The organism is Azospirillum sp. Sh1, assembly GCF_008365135.1.
GTDB lineage: Bacteria > Pseudomonadota > Alphaproteobacteria > Azospirillales > Azospirillaceae > Azospirillum > Azospirillum oryzae.
Genome location: NZ_VTTK01000040.1, coordinates 1 through 23,836, shown reverse-complemented (window position 1 = coordinate 23,836; position 23,836 = coordinate 1). Strand labels below are relative to the sequence as shown.

At 67.1% G+C, this 23,836-nt stretch carries 20 protein-coding genes; 6 read left to right on the top strand and 14 right to left on the bottom strand.

The window, feature by feature from the left end; translation table 11 throughout:
* Nucleotides 1-271: 271 nt before the first annotated feature.
* Both FZ029_RS27580 and FZ029_RS27575 read left to right on the top strand, forming a co-directional pair.
* Entirely contained in the window at nt 272-661 is a 390-nt protein-coding gene (locus tag FZ029_RS27580; RefSeq protein ID WP_149272859.1) for a DUF4280 domain-containing protein, read from the top strand.
* A complete protein-coding gene (locus FZ029_RS27575) occupies nt 658-1,542 on the top strand; it encodes a transglycosylase SLT domain-containing protein (RefSeq protein WP_211104237.1) in 885 nt (294 codons plus the stop codon). Before FZ029_RS27580 ends, FZ029_RS27575 begins: the two co-directional genes overlap by 4 nt.
* Nucleotides 1,543-1,555: 13 nt before the next feature.
* On the opposite strand, the gene FZ029_RS27570 is transcribed toward FZ029_RS27575, so the two are convergent.
* The 14 genes from FZ029_RS27570 to FZ029_RS27505 all read right to left on the bottom strand — a co-directional run bounded on the left by FZ029_RS27570 (nt 1,556) and on the right by FZ029_RS27505 (nt 17,567).
* A complete protein-coding gene (locus FZ029_RS27570) occupies nt 1,556-2,392 on the bottom strand; it encodes a hypothetical protein (RefSeq protein WP_149272857.1) in 837 nt (278 codons plus the stop codon).
* A 35-nt stretch (nt 2,393-2,427) separates the two neighbouring features.
* Nucleotides 2,428-4,422 (bottom strand): hypothetical protein, encoded by a 1,995-nt coding sequence (locus tag FZ029_RS27565; RefSeq protein ID WP_149272856.1) that lies wholly within the window; start codon nt 4,420-4,422, stop codon nt 2,428-2,430.
* A gap of 9 nt (nt 4,423-4,431) precedes the next feature.
* Nucleotides 4,432-5,160, bottom strand: coding sequence for a hypothetical protein (locus FZ029_RS27560; RefSeq protein ID WP_149272855.1), 729 nt, complete (start codon nt 5,158-5,160; stop codon nt 4,432-4,434).
* A 62-nt stretch (nt 5,161-5,222) separates the two neighbouring features.
* Nucleotides 5,223-5,924, bottom strand: coding sequence for a prepilin-type N-terminal cleavage/methylation domain-containing protein (locus tag FZ029_RS27555; protein WP_149272854.1), 702 nt, complete (start codon nt 5,922-5,924; stop codon nt 5,223-5,225).
* On the bottom strand, nt 5,921-6,616 hold the full coding sequence (locus FZ029_RS27550; protein WP_149272853.1) for a prepilin-type N-terminal cleavage/methylation domain-containing protein: 696 nt from the start codon (nt 6,614-6,616) through the stop codon (nt 5,921-5,923). The genes FZ029_RS27555 and FZ029_RS27550 overlap by 4 nt, the downstream gene beginning before the upstream one ends.
* Nucleotides 6,617-6,628: 12 nt before the next feature.
* Nucleotides 6,629-7,366, bottom strand: a complete 738-nt coding sequence (locus FZ029_RS27545; protein ID WP_149272852.1) for a prepilin-type N-terminal cleavage/methylation domain-containing protein — start codon at nt 7,364-7,366, stop codon at nt 6,629-6,631.
* The gene (locus tag FZ029_RS27540; RefSeq protein WP_188052075.1) at nt 7,363-8,391 is read right to left on the bottom strand and encodes a type II secretion system F family protein; all 1,029 of its coding nucleotides are present in this window, start codon (nt 8,389-8,391) and stop codon (nt 7,363-7,365) included. The genes FZ029_RS27545 and FZ029_RS27540 overlap by 4 nt, the downstream gene beginning before the upstream one ends.
* A gap of 19 nt (nt 8,392-8,410) precedes the next feature.
* A complete protein-coding gene (locus FZ029_RS27535) occupies nt 8,411-10,894 on the bottom strand; it encodes an ATPase, T2SS/T4P/T4SS family (RefSeq protein ID WP_149272850.1) in 2,484 nt (827 codons plus the stop codon).
* An 18-nt stretch (nt 10,895-10,912) separates the two neighbouring features.
* Nucleotides 10,913-12,523, bottom strand: a complete 1,611-nt coding sequence (locus tag FZ029_RS27530) for a bifunctional serine/threonine-protein kinase/formylglycine-generating enzyme family protein (protein WP_149272849.1) — start codon at nt 12,521-12,523, stop codon at nt 10,913-10,915.
* A gap of 47 nt (nt 12,524-12,570) precedes the next feature.
* Nucleotides 12,571-13,155, bottom strand: a complete 585-nt coding sequence (locus FZ029_RS33990) for a type II secretion system protein (RefSeq protein WP_188052074.1) — start codon at nt 13,153-13,155, stop codon at nt 12,571-12,573.
* A 33-nt stretch (nt 13,156-13,188) separates the two neighbouring features.
* Complete coding sequence (locus FZ029_RS27520) at nt 13,189-13,890, bottom strand: hypothetical protein (protein WP_149272848.1); 702 nt, start codon at nt 13,888-13,890, stop codon at nt 13,189-13,191.
* A gap of 14 nt (nt 13,891-13,904) precedes the next feature.
* Nucleotides 13,905-14,378, bottom strand: a complete 474-nt coding sequence (locus FZ029_RS27515) for a hypothetical protein (protein WP_149272847.1) — start codon at nt 14,376-14,378, stop codon at nt 13,905-13,907.
* Between the two features lie 6 nt (nt 14,379-14,384).
* Entirely contained in the window at nt 14,385-16,382 is a 1,998-nt protein-coding gene (locus FZ029_RS27510; RefSeq protein WP_149272846.1) for a secretin N-terminal domain-containing protein, read from the bottom strand.
* 378 nt (nt 16,383-16,760) lie between these two features.
* On the bottom strand, nt 16,761-17,567 hold the full coding sequence (locus FZ029_RS27505; RefSeq protein ID WP_211104236.1) for an A24 family peptidase: 807 nt from the start codon (nt 17,565-17,567) through the stop codon (nt 16,761-16,763).
* Between the two features lie 426 nt (nt 17,568-17,993).
* Between FZ029_RS27505 and FZ029_RS27500 the strand changes: the two genes are divergently transcribed.
* The 4 genes from FZ029_RS27500 to FZ029_RS27485 all read left to right on the top strand — a co-directional run bounded on the left by FZ029_RS27500 (nt 17,994) and on the right by FZ029_RS27485 (nt 23,732).
* Nucleotides 17,994-19,139, top strand: coding sequence for a nuclease-related domain-containing protein (locus tag FZ029_RS27500; protein ID WP_149272844.1), 1,146 nt, complete (start codon nt 17,994-17,996; stop codon nt 19,137-19,139).
* A 414-nt stretch (nt 19,140-19,553) separates the two neighbouring features.
* Nucleotides 19,554-21,410 (top strand): hypothetical protein, encoded by a 1,857-nt coding sequence (locus FZ029_RS27495; protein WP_149272843.1) that lies wholly within the window; start codon nt 19,554-19,556, stop codon nt 21,408-21,410.
* Nucleotides 21,411-21,471: 61 nt separating this feature from the next.
* A complete protein-coding gene (locus FZ029_RS27490) occupies nt 21,472-22,593 on the top strand; it encodes a ferritin-like protein (RefSeq protein WP_247892532.1) in 1,122 nt (373 codons plus the stop codon).
* A gap of 14 nt (nt 22,594-22,607) precedes the next feature.
* Nucleotides 22,608-23,732, top strand: a complete 1,125-nt coding sequence (locus tag FZ029_RS27485; RefSeq protein WP_211104235.1) for a hypothetical protein — start codon at nt 22,608-22,610, stop codon at nt 23,730-23,732.
* The last annotated feature ends 104 nt before the right edge of the window (nt 23,733-23,836 follow it).

The window sequence follows — 23,836 nt, the reverse complement described above, 5'->3', positions numbered from 1 at the left end:
GGGGCGGCCTGGAGCATGTTGACTCCCGCGCATCGGCAGGTTTATTCAAATCCGCAAGGAATTCGGCATGGATTGTTATCGTTGGCCGCAACAGGGGTGGTGTCGATCCCAAGAAACGATCCGAAGCGGCGGGGGCGGTAGGATTTGAGCGGATAGCATGGGCATTCTGGCAAATGGGACCATGCCCCAGTATGATTTGAGTCGATGCAGTCGTTCCGACAGCGGTGATTTGGGCGGTGATTTGGGCGGTGATTTGAAAGGATAAGCACGCATGCCGATGCAGGTGGTGAACGGCGCGACGCTTCAATGCAGCTTCGGGATGGCCCCCTCGACCTTCGTGGTGCTTCCCGTCCATGGCGTCATGGACGGGAACCAGCCGGCGGCGAACATCACGGACCACAAGCCGATGGTCAACATCCTGCCGTTCGGCATGTGCACCAGCCTCGCCAACCCGACGGTGGCCTCGGCGACGGCGGCGGCGATGGGCGTGCTGACCCCGATGCCCTGCATTCCCGCCACCCTGTCGCCCTGGGTGCCGGGCGCGCCGACGGTGACGCTGGACCATATGCCGGCGCTGGACAACGTGTCGAAATGCCTGTGCAACTGGGGCGGCGTCGTGTCGGTGGTGAATCCGGGGCAGACGACGACAGTCATCCCATGAATCGTCATCCCATGAGGCGGACGGCCTGCACCCTTGCCGCGGCAGCGGTGTACTGCCTTGCGGGAACGGCGGCAGCGGCAGACGCCGACGTGCAGTTCGACCTTGCCCAGCGTTATGAGACGGGCAGGGACGTGCCCACCGATCTCGGCAGGGCCTATGCGCTCTATTGCGGGTTGGCGCGGCAGGGGCATCCGAAGGCATCGTTCCGGGTCGGCTGGTTTCTCTGGACCGGCCTGGGCGTGCGCCGCGACCCGGTGCGCGGTTTCGACTGGTTCGCCGCCGCCGCGCAAGGAGGAGAGGCCGACGCCAGACGGATGCTGAAGCTTCTGCCGCCCGGCAAGCCTCACCCCCAGCCGGCGTGCCGGAGCGAGGGCCGGCACCGGTCCGTCGCGCCGGTCTTCATTCCCGACACCGCCCGGTTCCGCGAGCTGGCGGCGCGCGGCGCGGTCGCCGATGCCGTGCGCGATCTGGCGCCGCGCTTCTCGCTCGACCCCCGGCTGGTGCTGGCGGTGATCGCGGTGGAGTCGAATTTCGAAGCCAGCGCCGAATCGCCGACGAAGGCGCGCGGGCTGATGCAGCTGATGCCGGAGACCGCCCGCCGTTTCGACGTGGCCGACCCGTTCGACCCGGTCGGCAACCTGATGGGCGGGATGAAGTACCTGCGCTGGCTGCTGGCCTATTTCCAGGGCGACGTCCGCCTGGCTCTGGCCGCCTACAACGCCGGCGAAGGCGCGGTGGAACGGCATGGCGGCATCCCGCCCTATGCCGAAACCCAGGCCTATGTGCGCCGCGTCGGCATGCTCTATCCGTCAGACCGCCATCCCTTCGACGCCGCCGTGGCCGAAGCCTCCAGGCTGGTGCGCACGGCGAGCCGGGAATGACCGCCCCCCGCGATCAGGGCTGTTTGGAGACGGCGGAGCGGCGGAAGCGCATGACGTAGCGCGTCGTGCCGTCGCCCGTCTTCTTCTGGAGCTGCACGCGATCGTTCTCGATGGCGGTGATGGTCAGTCCGGGCTCCAGCTCGTCGCCGACGCTGTAGTCCTTGGTCTCGTTCCTGACGTTGATCGTCGCCACCTTGCGGTCGCCGACGCGGCCGACGCCCGACAGCTTGTGGATCCAGGTCAGGTCGATCTCGGCCGAGACCTCCTTGGTTGTGGCGTTGAAGGCGAAGCGCTGGAACGGGTTGCGCTTGTCGAGGCTGGCGACCTGATCGCGCAGGGCCACGACGCGGTCGTCGGACATGGGTGCTGCGTCGTTGCGCGGGGTGATGGAGAATTCGATGGCATGGACGGGCGGCGTCTTGGTCGGATCGTAGGGCCGCACCTGCAGGTCGTTGATGACCAGATTGAGCGACTCCAGCTCCGCCGCGAAGCGCAGGAAGGTCATGTAGTCGGAGGTGATCTTCAGCAGGAACTTCAGGTCGGTGTCGCGGCTGGGGGTCAGCTCCTTGATGATGACGGTGGTCTTCTGGGCGATGGAGTTGATGCGCTCCAGGAAGGTCGGCAGCGAGCGGATGCCCTCCTGCGGTGCCGCCTCCGCCTTCTTCTGTTTCTTGGCCAGTTCCGCCAGCGCGCGGTTCTCCTCCTCCACCAGACGGTTCAGCTGCAGCGCGTCGGCGATGGCCACGTCGCGCCTGCTGTAGAGGGTGGCGTAGCCCAGCAGCATCAACCCGGTGATCAGGTACAGGGTCGACAGCAGGAAGGCGCGGTGTTTCCTGAGGAAGGCGTCCATGGGGGTCTCCGGGTCCTTGTCGTCAGCCGCCGCGCTCAGCGCGCCGATACCGGCGCGTGGGTTTCGATGGCCTCGTTGCGCTCGCGCACCTTCAACTGCATGTCGCCGAGCGCTCCGCCGCCGGCGCCGCCGGCCGGGGTGGCGGCCCGCGTCTGGACACGCTTGTTCTCGTCGTACCAGGCTTCGATGCCGAAACGGATGATCGGGTCGCTTTCCGCCTGGTCCAGGCTGGCGCCGTGGAAGCGGATCTCGCGGAAATCGTCCATGAAGCCGACGGTGTCCTTTTCCAGCCGGTCGATGAACTTCGAGATCTCCAGGATATGGCCGACGGTGGAGGGCAGGACCGCACCTTCCAGCACCAGCTTCTTGCTGACGACGCTGCTGCCGCCCACCGTGCGGGTTTCGGTGGCGAGGAACACGTCGGTCAGCCACATCGGCTTGTCCATGTTGCGGCCGATGGCCAGGAACTTTTCGGTCCACAGCACCTTGTCGGTCGACGCCGCCGCCTGCACCCGCTCGCTGCCGGCGACCGCCCGGCGCATGCGCGCGTTCTCGTCCATCAGCTGCGACACGCGCGCCATGGCGTTGCGGTGGCGGGATTGAAGGTCGTCGTAGCTCTGCCAACCCACCAGCAGCAGAAGCCCGCAGACCAGACCGAACAGCAGGAAATATTGCCGGTCGCTGCCGGGCGCCTCCTCGCCGTCGCCGGCCGGCTGGCCGCGCAGCCGTGCGAGCAGCCCGGCCACCCCCTGGTTGGCGGCGGGGCGGGAGCGGGAGCCGCGGCGCCCCGGCTGCTGCCTGCGGTCGCCGGGGCGCCCGGCTCCGGCCCGGCCATCGGCACGCTCCGGCTTCTTGGCGGCGGCCAGACGGTCGCCATGCAGGCTGTAGCGGGTCTGGCCGATCTGCAGGTCCGATCCGGTGTGCTGCAGCAGGTTGATGCAGTCGCCCGGCGGCTGGCGCTGGAACAGCTCCAGCACGGTGACCGGCGACGGCGCCACCGGCAGCGAGGCCGCCAGGAAATCGGCGAGGCCGTTCACCCGTTCCCAGGCGCCGAACAGTTCCAGCCGCTGCGGCCGGTCGGAGACGCGCTGCGTGTCGAAGAACTCCAGCGTCGCTTCGATGTCGGCCACCATGCGGCGCAGCGCCGGTCCGATCATGCGGTCCATGGCGCTGCGGGTGATCTCGGCGTCGTCGCCGAGCGGCTCCAGCGTCATCACCTCGTCCGCCACCGAACGCTCGCGCAACGCGCGCAATGCGTCATCGACGCCGATGCCGGACTCCCGCGCCACCGCCTCCACCAGCGACATGACGCCGACCGGCAGCACCCGGCTGGTCACCGTGCCGTGCCGCGGGCAGGCCACCACAAGCTGGCTGGATTGTCCGCCGACATAGAGCGCGCCATAGGTGGCGCCGCCCAGGTCATGGGCGCGACGGACGAGGATGTCGGCCACCGGCACCAGCGACACGACCTTCAGCGCCAGCCGGTCGAGCCGGCCCAGGCAGCCGCCGGCGCGCTTGGCGCTGGCGAAGGCGGCGACGCCGTTCTGGCGCGTCTTGCCGCCCTTCTGGCCGAAGGGGGCGAAGCCGAAGATGGCGTGTGGGGCATTCAGCTGCTCCGCCCCATAGGCGCGCAGCACGGCGGGGGAGGTCTTCTCCGCGGCGTTGAACTGCTCGCCGCGGGTGTCGGTGTAGAAGATGCCGGGATCGTCGGTCAGCACATGCAGCCGGTCGATGGAGACGCGGTTCCGTTCGAACGCCTCGGCGGCGGCGGCGAAGACGGTGTCGAGCCGCTCCTCGCCCGGTGCCGGCGCCTGTTTTGCCGGCGGCTCGCCCGACAAGGCCGTCGGCGCGCCGGGCGATGCGGGATCGAGCACGAGCGCGCTCCAGCCGATGTCGGTGCAGTGCAGATAGGCGATGCCGGTGCCCGCCGCCGCATCGGCCCCTTTGCGCGACGGAGCGAACAGCCGCCGCGCCGCGGTCAGCAGGCCACCCGTACGGGGCAGGGCAAGGGTCTGGGACGGAGCGGTCATGGCGCCTCGCTAATACGAGAAGGGGAAGTTGCGCTGGATGAATTGGATGAGGGAGGACCCCTCATCCTTAGTGGTGGCGCAGGATGTGGCGGCAGGCGGGGGGCTGCCGCCCGTTTGATCGAGAACGCAGAAACCCACCGTCAGCCGGCCGACACGATCTGCGATGTTCCGCAGGACGGGCAGGGTGGTAGAATCCGTTACGTCGGTGACCTCGAAATCGACGCGCAACTGGCCGTCGTTTGTGTTGCTTCCATTTGGAATTTCCAAATCGCTAACCACGCCGCGAATTGAGAAGTGGTATTTGTTGGCGTCATTGGTCACGTTTGTGTCGTTGAGCGCAGTGGTGCCGATGTTGGTGGCGTTGGCGTTCTGTGGGTAGTACCAGACCAGTGAACCAGGGTTGTCGATGGTGCCGCTCTGCTGAAGTTCGCCGGAGCCGTCGAGATAGTCTTGAAGCGAGCCAACTCGGCTGTATTTGTTGCGGCCGGAGTAAGAGGGATAGCTGCCGGTGCCATCGTTCTCGGCAGTGCAGGCATCTGCTTGATTGAGTGCCAGCGTTGATTTCTTCTCGCCGTTTGCACACAGCCCCTGCGCGCTGGCGCGGCTGAGCATATAGTTCAGGTGGCCGTTCATCGCCCAATAGACGCGGGTCTCGGCCAGCAGCGACTCCACCTCTTCGGCTTCGGACACCAGCAGGTGGTTGATCAGCGTGGTGGCGAACAGCATCAGCAGCGCCATGAACACCATCACGGCGACGAGGACCGATCCCTGCTGGCGCTCTCGGGCGCAGTGGCGTCTCGCTACCATGGCAACGGTTTATCCTGCAGGCCGGTGAAGGCGGTCCAGTAAGTCACCGTGTAGTCGGTGTTATAGGCATGCGGCGCTCCCTGCACCTGCGGGTCGATCAACTGGAAGGCCAGCGTGGTGATGCCGCCGCGCGAGGCGGACGTTGACAGCGTCGGGTCGGAGCGCAGGTAGCCCTGCATCGTCGCACTGGTCGCGACGGCGCATCCCTGTACCGGCAGGTCGGTTCCTGTGCAGGGGACCGTCACCTCCTGGATCTGCTCTGCAAGCTGGGCGTCCACCGGGTTGCCTAACGGAACGCTGCCGTCGCGGCCGAGGCCGAAGCGGTACAGGCGCGTGCCGCCGTCGGCACTGCGGCTGAGGAAGGGATTTTGCGAGTTCTCGACCTTGGGCATCTTGAACGGATCGGCGACAATAATGGTCGGATTCCGACCGCGCAGGCCGAAGACGTAGTTGAAGGGAAGAACGGAGCCGCTGGCGGTGGTGTTCGCGTTCTCGTTGCTGCCGCCGAAGGCAAGGATTTCAAAGATCTCGCGGGCGTGACGGTTGATGGCGACCTGACTGTTCAGGGCCGCCGCGGTGCGCAGCGAATCCGACAGCACGCCGCCGATGGCCGCCAGCAGGATCAGGCTGATGGTGCCGGCGACCATCAGTTCGATCAGGGTGAAGCCCCGCTGGGCGTCGCGCCGGCTCTTCATCGCTGCCCCACGATGGTTTGGAGCGTGATGGTCTCCACCGGTCCCATGTCGCCGCGCGGGTCCACCGTGTCGGTGGAGTAGCGGAATGGATAATCGAGATAGAGGGTGAGCAGTTGGCAGGCTCCACCGCTGCACTTCCTGTTACCACTGGCTCCGGTGTCTGGGAAGGCGCTTAGTTCCCAACTCAACTGCGCCAGCACCGCGTGGTCACGGTCAAGCCAGACGAGGTTGCGGTCGTCCGTCGAGGTTCCGACGCTGCCAGCATCGAGATAATAAATTTGGCTGTAGACAGTGTTGGCGTTCTGGCCGTCGGTGTTTACGGTCTGCGCAAACGTCGTGGGCGAAGTTGTTACCGCCGGGGTGGTGGTGTTGTCGGCGTAAATGAGCCGTTTCCCACTAACCGATGTGCCGATGTATGACCCGACCCGCGCCGGAATTGCCGAAGTCGCGTAGTCTTGGACCTCCACCGGGTTGGACGGTCCCGCGGCGAATATATACAGCGCGCTCAGCCGTTCCATCTCGCCGTTCAGGCGGAACACCGCGCGCTGGCGCAGCGAGGCCTCGTCGAGCTGGCGGGCGGCGGCTTCCCACAGGCCGTTCATGCCGAGCACGAGAATCCCGACCAACACGATGCCGACCATCACCTCCATCAGGGTGATGCCGGATTGCCGGGTGAGGCGGGGAGGGAGCATCGGTCCGTCTCCCTACTCGGTCAGGGTGTCGGACATCGCGATGCCCTGCCGCCAGTCGAGCGTCACCGTGTGCCCGCCGATGGTCACCGACGAGGTGGCGCGGCCGTCCGGCGGCGGCGGATAGCTGAGCACAACGACACGGCCGCTGCTGCCCTTGCCGGTGTCGCGCACCCAGCCCTGCGGCTCCTGCTTCTTGGGCTCCTCCGAGTAGGAGGGATTGCAGGTCCGTCCGGCGCCGCTGACGGAACCGGTGGTGGTGCCGGAGGCCGATTTCGGGCGCAGCAGGGCCAGCACCTGGAAGAGCGTCGTCTCGCTGCCGCCGGTGGAGATGAAGGGGCCGTCGGTGGCGGCGCTGGGGGTGGAGGCCGTGAAGGGCGAACTGCCGTAATTGCCGCACTTGGTCGTGTCGGTGCACAGGGTGATGAAGCAGAAATCGCCGGCGTTCGACAGGTCGACGCCCAGCTTCTTCTGGATCTCCTCCTCGTTGGTGGAGGTCAGATAGACGCCGGTGCGGTTGTGGTGGATGCGCTGCTTGGCGGCGATGGTCATCAGGTGCGGCACCGCCTGGGACACGTTGGCCTGCAGCAGGTGGTTGGTGTAATAGCCGCCGCCGATCGCCGCCAGGATGCCGATGATGACGATGACGACCATCAGCTCCACCAGCGTCCAGCCGGCCTGGGCGCGGTCTTTCGCGGCGCGGCGGATGCCGGAGCGGGCGGCGGGGCGGGCGGGAGGCCGGATCGCGCTCATACCATGGACCCCATCTGGAAGACGGGCAGGAAGCAGGCCACCATCATCCCGGCCACCGCGAGGCCGATGAAGATGGTCAGCACCGGGTTCACCAGGCTGGTGATGCGGTCCAGCAGGTCCTGCACGAGGCTGTCGAAGTAATCGGCCGACGACATCAGCAGCTCGTCCAGGATGCCGGCCTCCTCGCCCGACGCGATCATCTGCAGGACGATGCCGTGGAAGACCTGATAGCGGCGGAAGCTGGCGGCGAGGCTGCGCCCCCGCTCGAACTCGTCGGCGATGTCGTAGAGGATCTCGCGGATATAGACGTTGCCGTTGGCGTCGGCGGCCAGCCGCAGGGCGTGGAGGACCGACACGTCGTTCTCCACCTGCACCGCCAGCGTGCGCAGGAAGCGCGCCAGCGCGCTCATCCGCCACAGCGGGCCGAGGAGGGGGATGCGCAGCTTGATCTCGTCCCACACCGCGCGGCCGTCGGGGCTGGCGATCCAGACGATGAAACTGCCGATCAGCACCGCCTGCACGCCGACGATCAGATACCAGTTCTCCGCCCAGAAGCGCCCGAGGTCGAGCAGCAGCTGGGTCGGCGCCGGCAGCGCCTTGCCGAAATTCTTGTACATCTTCGAGAAGTTCGGAAGGATGAAGAAGACCATCGCATTGAAGATGCCGAAGAAGGCCAGCACGACGAAGGCCGGGTAGGCGATCGCCGCCTTCAGCTTCCGCCCGGTCTCGTGGATGACCTTCTGGTAATGGGCGATCTGCGCCAGCGCGCCGCCGAGCCGGCCGGATTCCAGGCCGGAACGGACGACGTTGACGTACACGTCGTCGAAGACACCGGGGTGGGCGGCCAGCGCCGCCCCAAGGTCGTGGCCGTGCTTCACGTCGTCCGACACCGTGGCGATGGTCTCGCGCAGGCGGCGTTGCGGCGTTTCGTCCGCCAGATTGTCCAGCACCTCGACCAGCGGCAAGTTGCTGCGGATCATCGATGCGAACTGCTGCGTGAAGATCAGGGTGTGGAGTGTGCTCACCGCCATCGCCGGGCCCGCGTCAGTAGGTTTCGCCGAGCACGCGGATGACCTCGGCGTGCGTGGTGATGCCTTCCTCGATCAGCTGAAGCCCGTGCCCGATCAGCGTCGTCATCCCGGACTCGCGGGCCATGCGCCGCAGCTCGTCGGCGTTGAAGTTCGGCGACAGGATCATGTTGCGGGCGGCGTTGGTCATCTCGAACACCTCGAACGCCGCCTGCCGGCCGCTGTAGCCGGTGTTGCGGCAATGCACGCAGCCCAGCCCCTGGACATAGGTCAGGTCGTCGTCGATCTCGATGCCGAGCGCCTCCAGCCGTTCGGCGGAGATGCCGTCGCCGCGCAGCTGGCGGCGCAGCTCGGTGCCGGTCACCACGGTCCGGCAATGGCCGCACACCTTGCGCACCAGCCGCTGGGCGATGGTCAGGGTCAGGGCGTTGGCGACCAGGAAATGGTCGATGCCCATGTCCAGCAGGCGCGTCACCACGCCGACCGCGTCGTTGGTGTGGATGGTGGAGAAGACGATGTGGCCGGTCAGCGCCGCCTGGATCGCCATCGCCGAGGTTTCGGTGTCGCGGCATTCGCCGACCATGATGACGTCCGGGTCCTGGCGCAGGATCGTGCGCAGGCCCGACGCGAAGGTCAGGCCGATGCGGTCGTTGACCTGCATCTGGTGCACGCCCTTCAGCCGGTATTCCACCGGATCCTCGACGGTCAGGACGTTCTTGGCCTTCTTGTCGATGCTGCCCAGGCAGGAATAGAGGGTCGTCGTCTTGCCCGAGCCGGTCGGGCCGCAGATCATCACCAGCCCGTAGGGCGCGCCCAGCTTGTCGTAGAGAAGCCGCAGGTCGCGCGACACCATGCCCAGATGTTCGGGCGACGGGCGCAGTGCGTTCTTGTCGAGCAGGCGCAGCACCATCTTCTCGCCGTAGATCGTCGGATAGGAGGACACGCGCACGTCGATGGGGTTGCCCTGGATGACCGAGCTGATGCGACCGTCCTGCGGGCGGCGCTTCTCCGCCACGTCCATGCCGGCGACGATCTTGATGCGCGACGAGATTTCCGGATGCATCGACACCGGCATCGAGGTGTCCTCGTGCAGGATGCCGTCGACGCGGTTGCGCACCAGCAGATAGTCCTCGGTCGGCTCGATGTGGATGTCCGACGCCCCCTGCAGGCAGGCGCGCTGGAGGAAGTAGTTGACCAGCTGCGGGACGTCCGCCTCCTCGATGCGGGTGGCGATGCGCTGCTCCACCTCCGGCGGGATGTCGATGACCAGCACGCTGGAGCTGCCGTCCTCGTCCTCCCCCTGGTTCTTCAGGCGCTGCAGCGCCGACTGGAAGACCGCCGGGGTGACCAGCAGCCTTTGCGTCGGCTTTCCGGCGCAGCGCGCGACCCAGTCGTCGAGCGGCAGGTCGAAGGGGTCGATGGTGGCGTAGCGCAGCGTCCCGCCGTCGCCGGACGCGAGCACCACCGCACCGCGCTTGGCGGCGAGCGGGAAGGGCAGCCATCCGGTGGCCACCGCCTGTTCCATCAGCTCCTTCTCGGTGGCGAGGGTCTCAAGCCCGAACTGCCGGGCGACGAGCGCGTGGATCTCGTCGTGGAAGCGCACGCTGGTGTCCTCCGCCAGCATGCGGAAGAAGGTCCGCCCGGTGTCGCGCGCCACCTTGCACAGAGCCACCGCCTTCGGCCCGTCGAGCAGGTTGGCCTGCACCAGATCGCGGGCGATGCCGTTCAGGACGACGTCGCCCTCCGGCCGTTCGAAGGCGCGTCGCTCCTCCGCGACCGTCGGCGGAGGGGGCAGCGGAGGGGAGGGGAGCGGTGCGGCGGTGAAGCCGGTGGTCCAGCCGTCATCAGCCGGTCCGGCGACCTCCGGCAATGCGGTCGGATCGGCCGCGGCCGGTGTGGGTGTGTGCGTCGGAGCGGGCGTCGGATGCGGGCCGGGCACCGGAGCGGGGGATGGGGTGGCGGCCGGGGTTTGGACCGCGCGCATAAGCGTCTGCGGATGGTGCATCACGGTCGCCGCCGCATCCGGGCGGATGAGCACCGTCGCTCCCCCGCCGTCCCCCAGCAGGGTGGCGTCGTCATCGTCGGGGGTGGCGGCCGGCAGGCGGGAGATTGACGGGTGGACCGTGACGGTGCGGTCGGCGTCCCCGGCATCCTCCTGCGGCGCACCCGTGTTGAGGATCATCAGCGTGGCGCCCAGGTTGATCCGGTCGCCGCTGCGCACCGGCAGCGGCGCCTCGTCCACCGGCGTGCCGTTCAACCGGGTACCGTTGGCGCTCTTCAGGTCGGTCACCGTCCAGGCGCTCAGCACCGGATCCCAGGCGAAGGCGCAGTGGCGGCGCGACACATGCCTGTCGTCCAGAGTCAGATCGGAAATCGCGCCGCCGGCGTCGCGCCGGCCGACGACATAGCGGTCGCGCCCGCCGTCCAGCACGGCCGGCAGTTCGCTGCCGTCGGTGTGGCGGACCAGGATGCGCAGGGCGGGCCGTTCGGTCGTTGTCATGGGGCAGGTATCCGGCGGCTAAAGGTCGGGCAGGTAGGCGACGCGGAAACCGATGTCGCTGCGCCGTTCGCCGGGCGGCGCGGAGGACCGGAACGCGCAGCGGCCCTGCACCGGGACGCTCTCGAAACTGCCGCCGCGCAGGACGCGCGGGCCGGCACCGCGGCTGTTGACGGGATCGGGCGAATCCTTGGACAGGGTCCGGTAGAAGGCGTCGTCGTACACGTCCTGGCACCATTCCCAGACGTTGCCGCACATGTCGTCCAGGCCGTAGGGATTGCGCCCCTCGGCGTAGGAACCGACCGGCGAGGTCATGGTGGAGGCGCGGCCGATGTTGGCGCGCGTCGGACCCGGCGGCTCGGCGCCCCAGGGATAGTCGGCGAAGGGCACGCCGCCGCGCGCGGCGCATTCCCACTGCGCTTCCGTCGGCAGGAAGCCGCCCACCCAGCGGGCGTAGGCCTGCGCGTCGGCATGGGTGACCGCGACCACCGGATGGCTGGCGGCCGAGGCCAGCCGCTTGTCCAGCAGCGGCGGCGCCGGATGGCCGGTGGCGGTGACGAACTCCGCGAAGTCGGCGGCGGTCACCGGCCGGGGGTCGATGAGGAAGGGCGACAGGCGGATGCGCCGGCCGGGCAGCTCGTTGGGGAGAACGCCGACGCCGGCCCGGGTGCCGAGGTAATGTTCGCCGCCGCAGATCAGGACCGCGCCGTCGCGACGGCCGGTCGGCCCCGGGTCGCCGGGCTCGCTCAGCAGTTCGACCACGCGCAGGGCGTCGAGCAGTTCCGCCGCCGCCTGGATGCGCCGCTCCGGCCGGTAGGCCATCAGTTGGAGGATGAGGCGGTCGAGCGCCGGCGGCACCGCGGCGTTGTAGCGGCTCGGCGGCTCGATGTTCTCGATGGCGATGCGCGGCACCTGCCCGGTGGACAGCAGGTTCTGCAGCGAGTTGGGCGGCACCCGGCCGGTGAACAGCTCGTAGGCGATGATGCCCAGCGCCCACAGGTCGGCGCGCCGGTCGACGGTTTCCGGCGCCTCGAACTGCTCCGGCGCCATGTATTTCGGCGTGTAGGCTTCCAGGAAGTCGCCGGCGACCTTGGCGCCCAGCACCGAGAAGCCGAAATCCATGATGACCGGCCGGCCGATGTCGCCGCCGCGCAGGAAGATGTTCTGGGGCTTCAGGTCGCGGTGGACGATGCGCGTGTGCGCCACGGCCAGCGCACCGGTCAGGTGCTTCAGCAGCGTCAGCCGGTCGGGCGCGGTGTCGCGCAGCGTGTTGCGGTTGGCGTCCATCCACTGCCGCAGTTCGACGCCGTCGACGATGTCCATGACCACGCCGAAGCCGCGCGGCCCGTCATAGATGTCGTGGATCGGGCAGATGTTCTCGTGCCGCAGCAGGCGGGAGATCAGCACCTCGCTGCGGATGCTGCGCAGCATGGTGTCGCGCAGGCTGCTGTCGGCGAGGACGTCGGGGTTGAGCACCTTGATCGCCACGTCGTAATTCAGCTCCGCGTCGAAGACGCGGTAGACCGTCGCCGTGCCGCCCCGCCCCAGCCGCCGCCAATTCTCGTAGCGGCCGCGGGGCTGCACCGCACCGGAGGCGATGGCCAAACCGAAATCGTCGGTGTCGTTCATCATGCGTCCGGTGCCGGTGGGAGGGGAGGCGGGAGTGGCGGATGCGGCGGTCAGGTGGCGGCCTTCGCCACCGGCGCGGTTTCGGCGAGCGTGGCGCAGTTGCCGGCTGCGACGCTGGTGGTCGCCTCGCTCTTGATGTAGCTGACGCGGTGGTACTGGCCGTCCCAGCCCGCCTCGCCGGCGGTCGCCGCGTTGGAGTAGTAGACGGCGCCGGTGTCGGCGGTGCTGGCGAAGCCGTTGGGGAAGCGCTGGGCGGCGATGCAGACCGAGGCGCTGCGCGAGGTCGCGCCGATCTTTACCGAGACGACGTATTTCCAAACCGAATTGGTCGGCAGCGTCACCGTCGGCACCACGCTGTCGATGCAGGTCGTTCCGGTGCAGTTCGGATACATCGTGTTGGCGGTGTCCAGGTTGGTCTGCAGCTGGGTCACCGTTGCGTTGGGGTTGGCGTCGATGTAGCCCTGGATGTTGCGGGCGATGTCGGCCATGCGCTGCGACGGTTCCGTCGTCTCCGCCTGTTTGACGAAGCGCGTCAGCTGGGGAATGCCGATGGCGGCGAGGATGCCGATGATCGCCACCACGACCATCAGCTCGACCAGGGTGAACCCCTGTTGCTTGCGCTTGCGGTGATGCATTGCCGCTGCTCCTTATGTCAGCAGTGTAAGTCGCTATTTGACGCTGTAGGAGACGAGGACGCGGGACGACTCGGGCGTCTCCCCGTACCTGTACTCCATCCGGACGTAGTTCCTGGCGGCCGGGCTGTACCACCAGCGCTCGTAGCCGACCCAGTTGCCGGTCAGGCTGCGGGTGCGCATGACCGCGACCACGGTGTCGAAGGTGCCGGCGGGCACGGTGACGGTCTCCCGCCCCTCGATCGTCCAGGAGGTGCGGTGCCGGACGGTGACGCCGTTGCGGGTGTATTCGCGCATGAACACGATCGGCTTGCCGGCCGGCGCGCCGAACAGCTCCATCGGGTTCTCGGAACGGAAGACGACGTTGCGCAGCGCAGCGCGGGACTTCGTCTCCTCGCGGAACAGGCCGCGCATGACGAACCACTGCGCGGGGTCGTCCAGGCGCTGGAACTTCGCGGTTTCGCCGTTCGATTCGACGACGGTCATGCCGTAGCCGTCGCTGTAGCGCCAGGTGTCGCCGACCGACCAGTGCGGCGGCACGAACGGCTGCGACGCGAGGCGCGTCGGGGCGGCGGCCAGGGCGGTGGGCGCCGCAGCGGTCCCGGTGGCAGTCCCGGTGGCGGTCGTCTTGGGGAACGACGCCGGCTCGGTCGTCACGGCCGGCGGCGGGTTCTGCACGGTGCAGGCGGCGGCCACGCCCGCGAAGGCGAGAACGAGGGCGCGGAGCACGGGCTTCATGCGACGGGGTCTCCTCACTTGAGCAGGGCGGCGAGCGTTCCGGGCAGCTGCTGCAGGCCCGGCGAACGCCCGGAAAGGACGGTCCACTCGCCGGCGCCTTCGGTGCCGGCGGCACGGACGCGGTAGCGGTAGAGCATCGGAGGAAGGGAGCCCTGCTGCAGGGCGGCGGGGGCGGTGAAGGCGCGGATCACCAGCGCGTTCTCGGCGTCGGCGAAGGCTTCGAAGACGAAGTTGGTGGACGGCGCCTTGATCCCCAGCGACTGGAAGGCCTTGGCCGTGTCCTGCGGCTGGTTGGTGAAGTAGACGAACCGTTCGAACTTCGGGAAGGTGTCGGCTTCCGCCTTGGCGATCTGGCCAACCGCCGCCTCCAGCTCGGCGCGCGCGGCCTCGATCGACAGGTTGCGGTCCACCAGGGGAAGCAGCGCCGCCGCACCGATGGCGAGCGTGCCGGCCAGCACGTTGAGCGAGTTGACGATCCGCAGGCGCATGGCGCGTCACTCGTCCTCTTCGATCATGCGGGTGTCGAGATCGAGCAGCTGACTGGTGGACTGGATGTCCTGGCGCATGTCGGCCAGCTTGGCGCGCTGGGCCTGCAGGTAGCGGCGCTGCGCGATGTCCTGGGCATAGACGTCGGAGGGCTGGACCAGCCGCGGGGTGATGAAGAAGATGGTTTCCTGAAGGTCGGACAGCGATTCGCGCGACTTGAACAGGTTGCCCAGCACCGGAATGTCCTCCAGCACCGGCACGCCGTCGCGGGATTCGATGCGGGTGTCGTTCATCAGGCCGCCCATGACGAAGGTGGACCCGTCGGGGATCAGCACCTGGGTCTGCACCTCGTTGCCGGTCAGCGTCGGGCGGCCCTGCGACAGGGTGACGTCCTTGTCCGAGGCGTTAATGTTGAGGCGGATCAGCCCCTGCTCGCCGGTGTCCTCGCGGACGATCAGCGACGGGGTGATGTTCAGCAGAAGCCCGGCCTTCACCTCAAGGTAGGTGCCCGGCGCGTTCGGCGCCGGCGGGGTGGCCAGGAACTGCGAGCGGTCGTTGGTGATCTTCGCCGCGATGTTGTTGAGCGTGACCACCCGCGGGGCGGCGATGGTCTGCAGCTTGTTGGCCTCCGACAGCGCGTTGATCTGCGTCTGCAGAGAGAAGGTGTCGCCGCGGAAGACGAAGGAGGCCAGCGTGCCGCCGAGGGTGGTCGGCAGCAGGGTGAAGGGGTTGAGCGGCTCCAGCGGGCTGGTCGTCGTGTCCTTGTTATTGCTGGTGACGGTGATGCCGCTGGAGGTGTTGGTGGCGGTCTGGCTGGCGATCTGTTTCCGCAGCGAGTCGCCCGGTGCCTGGAGATTGTCCTGGGAGATGCCGGTGCTGACGCCGAGGCCGTAGGTGCCGCCGTTGGCGTTCAGCAGCTTGGCCGAGCCCCAGCGCACCCCCAGCTCCTCGGCGACGCCGCGGCGGGCGCGGACGATCATCACCTCGATCTCGACCAGCGGCAGCGGGCGGTCGAGGCGCTGGACCAGCGTCTCCACCTCGCGGATGGCCGAGGGCGTGCCGCGCACGACGATGGCGTTGGAGCGCTGGTCGATGGAGATCACCGGCGGCACCAGCCCCAGCTCCTTGCGGATGCGGGCCAGCTCCTGCTGCTCCTGCGGGGTGCTGGGCAGGCCGTTGGCGCCGCCGGCCGGTCCGCCGCTGCCGCCCTTGCCGTCGCCCATCCCCAGCATGGTGCGCAGCGTTTCGTCCAGACCGGGAATGGTGGTGGACTGGCCGCCGAAGGTCTGGGTGGTGGCGCCGACGCTGGCATAGCGCAGCGGGATCACCTTGACCGTGGTGTTCATCACCTCTTCGCGCAGGCGGGCCTGGTTCTCGGCGTTCATCTCGCGCTCGCGGGCGGCGGCCTCGGCCTCGCGGCGCTTGGCGTCGCCGGTGCCGCGGTCCATGTCCGCCGACTGCCGCTTGTTCAGCTCCTCGATGCGCGTCTTCTCGCTCTTGTCAAGGACCTGCGCCAGTTCCTCCAACCGCTTGATCTGGTCGGGCGTGCCGCGCACCAGGATGATGCTGCTGTCCTTGTCCTCGACGATCTCGCCGCGCAGTCCGAGGCGCTGCACCGCGTTGCGGAACTGCGCCGGTTCGGCATAGGTCAGCGTGATCAGGCGGCCGGGCAGCGGCGCCGTGATGGTCACCGTCCGGCTGTTCGGCTCGTAAGCGTATTCGAGGTTGTTCTCCTCGATCAGCTTGTTGAACGCGGCCTGCAGAGGCATGTTGTTGAAATTGAAGCTGACGGTGCCCTGCACGCCCGGGCGGAAGTCGGCGCGCAGGCTGTTCTCCTCCATGATCCGGGTGAGGACGACACGGATGTCCTCGTCATAGAACTCGCGCTGGAAAAGCTTGTCCGACCAGGGAATGTCGGCCGCCATGACCATGGCGGGACTGCCTGCAAGCGTCGCCAGTACCATGGCGACCGAGAGGGGGCGTGCGACGAAATCACGAAATGCCATCCCTGGCGCTCCCTTCTGTTCCAGGCCCGGCTTGCCCAAGCCAAAGCCTTCCCATTGCCCGGATGAGGCATCATCCGGACACAACGAAAAAATCCGTTCCGGAAGACCCGGTCAGGGGGCGTTCCGGCCGCGGCATACGCATTCAAAAGATCCGACGCAGCGAATACCTTCGCGTGCAAGCATTGGTACAGATATTGTCCGCGCGCGCACCGACTTGCCAAAGGGATGACGAAACGGACGTTGAATTGTCTAACATGGATAATGCGGAAGGAGCAACACATCGAAATTTCGCCTTTAATGCATTGGGTTGAATGCAGGGAGTTTTGCTTTCACACACCAATGAATGCATGCGCGAATTTTTCGTGTTGCAGCGCAGTGTTAGCGGAGGAAGAGCGGTCCCAGAATGGGGCGCAAGTGCTGCCCGAAGGCGAGCATCAGCAGGCCGGCGGCGATCAGAAAAGGACCGAAGGCGATGGGCGCCTGGCCGGATCGCCGCCCGAAAAGGGCGAGAATCGCCGCCGCCAGTGTTCCGGTCAGGCATGCCAGGAAGAGCGTGGCAGGAAGCGGCTGCCAGCCGAGCCAGGCGCCCAGCGCGGCGAACAGCTTGACGTCCCCCGCCCCCAACGCCGGGCGGCCGAGGGCGGTTTGGGCCACCCATCCCAGCAGTCGGAGCGCGCCATATCCGGCGGCGGCGCCGAGGATCGCGGCCGGTGCGCCGACGAATACGCCCCCCGCACCGAGCAGCAGGCCGATCCACAGCAGCGGCAGGGACAGCGCGTCGGGGATCAGTTGCGTTTCGGCATCGATGAACAGGATGGCGATGGCGAACCAGGAGAAGACCGCGGCGGCGGCGGCCTGCATCGGATCGCCGAAGGCGGGAGCGACGGCGAGCGGCAGCGCCGCCCCGAGCGCCTCGACCAGCGGATAACGCCAGGAGATGCGGGTGCCGCAGCCGGCGCAACGGCCCCGCAGCAGGGCGAAGGAGAGAAGCGGCACGTTGTCGCGGATCCGCAGCCGGCGCCCGCAAGCCGGGCAGCCGGAGGGCGGCAGGACGAGATCATACCGCTCCGCCGATCCGTCGGCCCGATCGATCATGATGGGGAGCCGGTGGATGACGACGTTCAGGAAACTGCCGACCATCAGCCCGAGGACGCCGAGTCCGATCCAGATATCCAGTCCCAGCACCGGCCCCTCCCCAACGGGCCGGCTGAAATCTTCCTGCCCGTGCGCCATTGCTGGCTCCACAACCCGGTCGTGTCAACCGCGGCAAATTTGTTTCGTCCGCGTGTATTCCGGTCGTGGAAAGCGGGAAGGGCAGCGCCCGGCCCACTCGCATCTGCGACCACAGAGCGGATGATGCCGATAGATCATAAGAAAACAAACAGACGGATTCCTCAGTACATTCAAATGTATGAGTGACCTTGATCGTGACAAAACTGATTTTTCGTGTAAATAAGTGCCGTCTTTTATTGTGTGTCTGACCGAGCACCCCTTTCTCAAGATCGGTTCGGATGAAGGAACGAAGAGTTTCCGACGGGTGCGTTCCGGCTCCGCATTGGCGGTGGCCCGATCCTGCCGCCCCCAGTCCGATAAGCCCAAGGAGTTGCGACCGTGACCGTGGATGCATTCCCCCTTCAGGCCCGTCAGGCCGGGGTTCGTGCCGAACGCCAGATGGCCTTTTACCTGCGCCGCGCCTTTGCCTCGTCCGACGATTATGCGGTTCTCAACAACATCCGGATCACGGCAGGCGGGGACACCGCGCAGATCGATCATCTGGTGATCAGCCGATGGGGGCTGGTCATCATCGAAAGCAAGAGCGTCTCGACCCGGGTGCGCGTCAACCAGCGTGGCGAATGGATGCGGCTGATGGGCGGATCCTGGCAGGGCATGCCCTCGCCCATCCTGCAGGCGACGCGGCAAAGAGACTTCCTTCGCACGGTCCTCAGCGCGAACAAGACCAAGCTGCTCGGCCGGGTTCTCCTGGGAGGTCAGAAGGATTTCGAAAATTTCAGCATGGATGTGATGGTCGCCGTATCCGACCATGGCATCATCGACCGGGTGAACGGCGCCGACCCGAAGGAGGTCTTCAAGGCCGACCAGATTCCCATGCGCGTCAAGGAACTGCTGGAGGCACGGCGCCGTGAGATCGGCGGCCTGTTCTCTCTCCGGTCGCCTTGCATGGGCATCGAACCGGCGGAGCAGGTCCGGCTGGTCGGGTTCCTTCGGGACTTCGAACTCCCGGTGGAGGACCCGCAAGCGGAGGCCCCTTCCACCTCCAGCGAAGTCCGCGAACTCCGTCAGCCGGAGCGGAGGGAGACAATCTCCCCTCGGCCCGCTGCCCCTTTGCCCGCCTCTCCGCCCGCTGCCCCTCTGGTCGTTGCCCCGCCGCCCGCCGTAGCGCCGGTTGTGGCCCCTCCGATCGTCGCCCCCCAGAGCACCGCGTCGGTCGGCACCACATCGGTCGGCACGGCGTCGGTCGGTGCTCCGCCGGCCAGCGCCCCACCGGCCGGGGCCGGATCGACGAACGCCGAGCCCCCCGGCGCCGGCCACCGGTGCAGACACTGCAACTGCGGCGATCTTGCGATCCGATGGGGGAAGTACGGCTACTATTTCAAATGCCTGGGCTGTGCCGGCAACACGCCTCTGCCGGTGCTGGCGGATGGCAGCAGGCCGACGCTTCGCAAGGAGAACGCGCACTTCTACAGAATGAGTCCGGACGGGTCCGAGGACCTCTACTTCATCAACCCGAAGGAATAGGCGAGGCGGATCCTGCCGCAATGGCCGGCAACCGACCGTTCTCCCGTCGAGGTCGGCGGCAGCCGCTCTGTGCCATGTTTGACGGAATGATCGTGGCCGGCGCTTGGCGAACGGCTGTGCATCCCCGCCATATCGGCGTGTATCGTCAGAGATATTCCATTTTTAGAATATTGCGCGGTTGTTATAATCCTATCGCGTGTATTCATTGTGGATGATTACTCATTTCCATGATATGGAAGGTCATGGAAATGAGCGGGCACGCAAAAGCATTCGCCGGGTAAATCCACCGCGATGCAACGGATACACGTGTCTGAATCATACGATTGGGGCGGGGAAGCCGACTCCAAGGCATCCGTGCGTCGCTGGGTAGCAGATTTTTATCAAATGTTATCGAAATGAAGCGGGGAAAACGCGATGGCATATTTGACTGGGCCGCGGCTGAATTTCACCGGCAAGTTCATCGCCGACGTTTCGACCGTCAACAACTTTCCGTCCAACTATGACGGGACGAACTATACGGCGGCCGATTATGCGAACTGGGACATCGGCTATTGGAATCCCTACGGCACCGGTGTCTGGCGGCTGACCGACTGCGCGGTGACCGGTGCGGTGCGCGGCGACGGCAGCGCCGTGTCCGACGATCCCGTTCTGTCGATGACCCTGGCCGATGCCGACGACCAGCCGCCGGCAAAGATGGTCGATCTGGACAGCGAGCAGCAGATGGTCTCGGCCATCTGGGGCCTCGTCGTCCGTCTGGTCGGCGGCGACGGGCAGGCCGCGCTGCGCAGCAACTTCGCCGTCGCGTCCTTCACCGACCTGTGGAAGCGCAGCCTGACGCCGGGGTCGCTGCCGCAGCACAAGCTGCATCCCGCCTGCATGTACGGCGCCGCCTGGCAGTCGGTTCTGTCCGATCTCGCCTGGGGCGACGTCGCCGCATCGCCCTTCCTGCAGGAATTGCAGGCCGCCGCCGGGCCGGGCGGGCAGCTGTCGATCAAGTTCAACGTGGTGGGCTACAACGCCGGCTATTGGATCGGCGACGACGGCACGCGCTATCCGCCGCTGCCCGACTTCACCATGGGCTTGATCACCGGCAGCATCGGCGTCGCCCGCGTGGACGAACCGCGCTTCTTCACGCTGGGCCGCAAGCTGCAGCCGAGCCAGAAGCAGAGCCGGTCGGCCCCGACCCTGTTCTATTACGCCACCGCCGTGGTGGACGAGGCGCGCAAGGCGCTGGCCATCGACCTCGGCAACTCCATCCCGTTCAAGGAATGGCGCGGCGACATCGTCGGCGAGACGCTGCAGGTCGGCTATCTCGATGCGGCGCAGGGCTTCCAGCCGCTGGGCGAGATCACCCCCGACAACGCCTGGTACCAGCGCACCGCCGGCATCGCCGACATCGCCCTGACCGATGCGCAGCTGACGGCCGTTGCGACAAGCCCGCTCGCCGTGCGCAAGGCCGGCGCCGACACGCTGCTGGGCCAGGAACCGGCGGACGGCAAGGCTCTGCGCGCCGACCAGTTCGTCTTCCGCATGGCTCCTGGCGACAGCGCCGAGACCACGGTGTGGGCGACCGCATTCGGCAAGCCGCTGGCCGATGCCGAGGTCGCGCTGGCCTTCGACAACAGCTCGCTCGGCGGCGGCGATGGCGATCCGCCGGTCGGCGTTCCCGCCGGCGCTCTGGGCTTCCCGCCGTCGGTCAAGACCGATGCAGCCGGCAAGGCCGCCGTCAAATTTTCCGCCGGCGATCCGGGCCAGCCGCGCGCGATGGACGACATCGACGGGCAGGTCTATGGCGTGCGCCCGACTCTGACCGACGCCGGCGCGGACTCCTACAGCAACCCCTGGGACTTCATCAGTTTCCTGGTGTGGAGCGGCTACGAGATCCCCGAGGAGCCGAGCTGGGAAGCCGACATCAAGCCGATCCTGGCGCAATACGCCGCGCTCTATCCGGTGATGCTGCCGGTGCTGAACATGGGCGACTATGACAGCGTGCGCAAACACCTCTACTCGCTGCAAACCGCCCTGTCGCTGCCGGAAGAGAACCCGAACTACATGCCGGCGGTGCGCGATCTGTCGCCGAACAAGAAGGCCGCGATCCTGAAATGGGCCACCAACCCGGTGCGCGGCACGGCGCCGGCGAAGGCGCTTCCCGCCGGGCCGGTCGCCGACGAGCCGGCGGCACCCGCGACGGAGTCGATGATGTGGGCCGCGGTCCAGGCGCCGGCGGCCGCGGACACCGCGCCGCACCCTGCCACGTATCTGAAGAAATAACGGGCCGAGCCTCCGCCCCAACCATCCCGCCCCAACCATCCGATTGGTGGAGAGATCCCACATGACGACAGACACCATGGCGGCGACCCGCTCGGTCCCGGCCGCCGGCGCCAAGGCCACCGACCTGCCCAAACGCGGCCCCTCGCTCGTCGTCCAGGCCAAGGCGCCGCGGACGCTGGACGAGGTGCGCGCCAACCTCCAGCTCGCGGTGGAACTGGAGCACGCCACCCTGCCGGCCTATCTCCAGGCCGCCTATTCGCTGGACGATGCGAAGAACGGCGTGATCGCCGGCATGATCATCGACATCGCCATGCAGGAAATGGAGCATTTCTGTCAGGCCGCCAACATCCTGGTGGCCATCGGCGGCCGTCCGGCCATCGACAATCCGGCCTTCGTGCCCTCCTATCCCGGCGGCCTGCCGAAACATATCGGCACCCAGCCCGGCGAGCAGGACTTCATCGTCCATCTGCGCGGCTTCTCGCTGGATCAGGTCGAAAACTGCTTCATGGTGATCGAGGAACCGGCCGATCCCATCGACATCCTGGAGTCGGCGCCGAGACTGGCGGCATCCGACATCAAGGACAATTACCGGACCATCGGCGAATTCTACGAGGACATCTCCAAGGCGTTGGGTGACCTCGGGAACGGCGTCTTCTCCGGCGTCGCCGACGGGCAGGTCTACGGCATGTTCGGCATCAAGCCGATCCTGTCCCTGGCCGACGCGCAGGACGCCATCGCCCGCATCGTCCGCGAGGGCGAAGGCACTCCGACCTCGCCGGAGGAAGGGACCGAGGACGGCGACGACAACGGCATGGCGCACTACTACAGCTTCTACGAGATCTACAAGGGCCGGAAGATCGCCAAGGGCGCCGATGGCAGCTGGTACTTCACCGACGAGGTCATCCCCTTCGACCCGACCGGCGTCCAGACCCTGATCGACGATCCCAAGCAGGCCGACTATGCCGCCGGCTCGGTCGCGGCGGTGCAGTCGGAGGCCTTCAACACCTACTACTCCAACCTGCTGAAGGCCCTGCACCAGAGCTTCAACGGCAATCCGGACAAGATCAACGACGCCATCGGCCTGATGTTCGACCTGAAGATCCAGGCCAAGATGCTGATGCAGCTGCCGATGGACAGCCAGCCCGGCAAGTTCTGTGCCCCGACCTGGCAATATATCCCGTGACGAGGAGGCTCCGCATGACCGGACATTATCGCCTGCTGGGCGCGGTCGCCGCGCTGGGCCTGATCGCCGCCGCCGGCACCGCCTGGGCGCAGGCCAGGAACATCTACCCGACCTTCGGCGTCCACAACCCGCCGGGCTTCAGCAACTGCCCCTGGAAGGGCTGCGTCTATCCCCGCAATGCCGGGGAGCCGAGCGATCCGCATTTCCCGGCCTTCTGGTCCACCAACTGGACCATGTACCGCGTGTTCAAGGGCTATGCCGATCACCCGCCGCCCTATGACGGCAAGCCGCCGGCTCCGCTGAAGGACGGGGAGGATTACGAGGTCTCCTACGGCTCGACCTATTATGACAGCACCGTCGCCGGCCCGATGGGCAAGGGCGCGATGATGGAGCATTACGAGAAGCGCTGCCTGCCGATCTTTCCGGGATCGAACCAGTACACCTGCTCTTTCGTGTCGATCGGCGACCGCGCCTTTTTCCTGACTTACGAGCAGGACCGGCCGAAGGGAATGCCGGCCTGCTGCAGTTTCTCGCCGTTGAACCACCCGCCGCGCCGCGACTTCATCAAGCATCTTCCCTATGCCAAGAGCGACAGCGCGCAGTTGGACTACCGGATTCAGGGCTATTCGATCTGGGTCGGCACCGCCGGCGGTCCGGCGCAGGCCGGCGTCAGCCCGGACCAGACCGCCAATGGCGGCATCCTGTTCGGCTATGCCTTCAACGCCAAGGAAACGGCGGACACCGACGGGCTGACGGCGGAGCCCTACCGTACGCCGCCCGGTGTGGCTCCAGTCGCGGCGGGCGTGCCGGTTCCGTCCGAAGGGGCGCAGACCGCGGCATATCGCAAGCCGCAGTCCTTCTACTTCTCCGGCGTTCCCTATTCGGAAAAGACGCCGCTGCCCAACGCGCCCATCGTCAGCCAGAACTTCTCCAACTTCGCCCAGGTCCGCCCGGACCCGGCGAAGACCTGGGACCTGGTGGCGAAGATGTGCGTCGGGCCGATCCCCGACTGCCACCTGTTCAACCCTCCGGCAACGGAAATGGCCGGCGCAGCGGCTGTCGGTGCGGACGCGGTTCCCGCTGCGGTGATCATCGCTCCCGCGGCACCTGGAACCTGGGGCAGTATTCCGGCCAAGTGAGCGGCCCCAACTTTTTTGCCGAAGGGCGAAAAAAGGTCTTGCGCGGTTTGGGGGGTGCCGCATATAAAGCGCCTCCCGACGCGAACGACGCCGGCGCCGCCGAA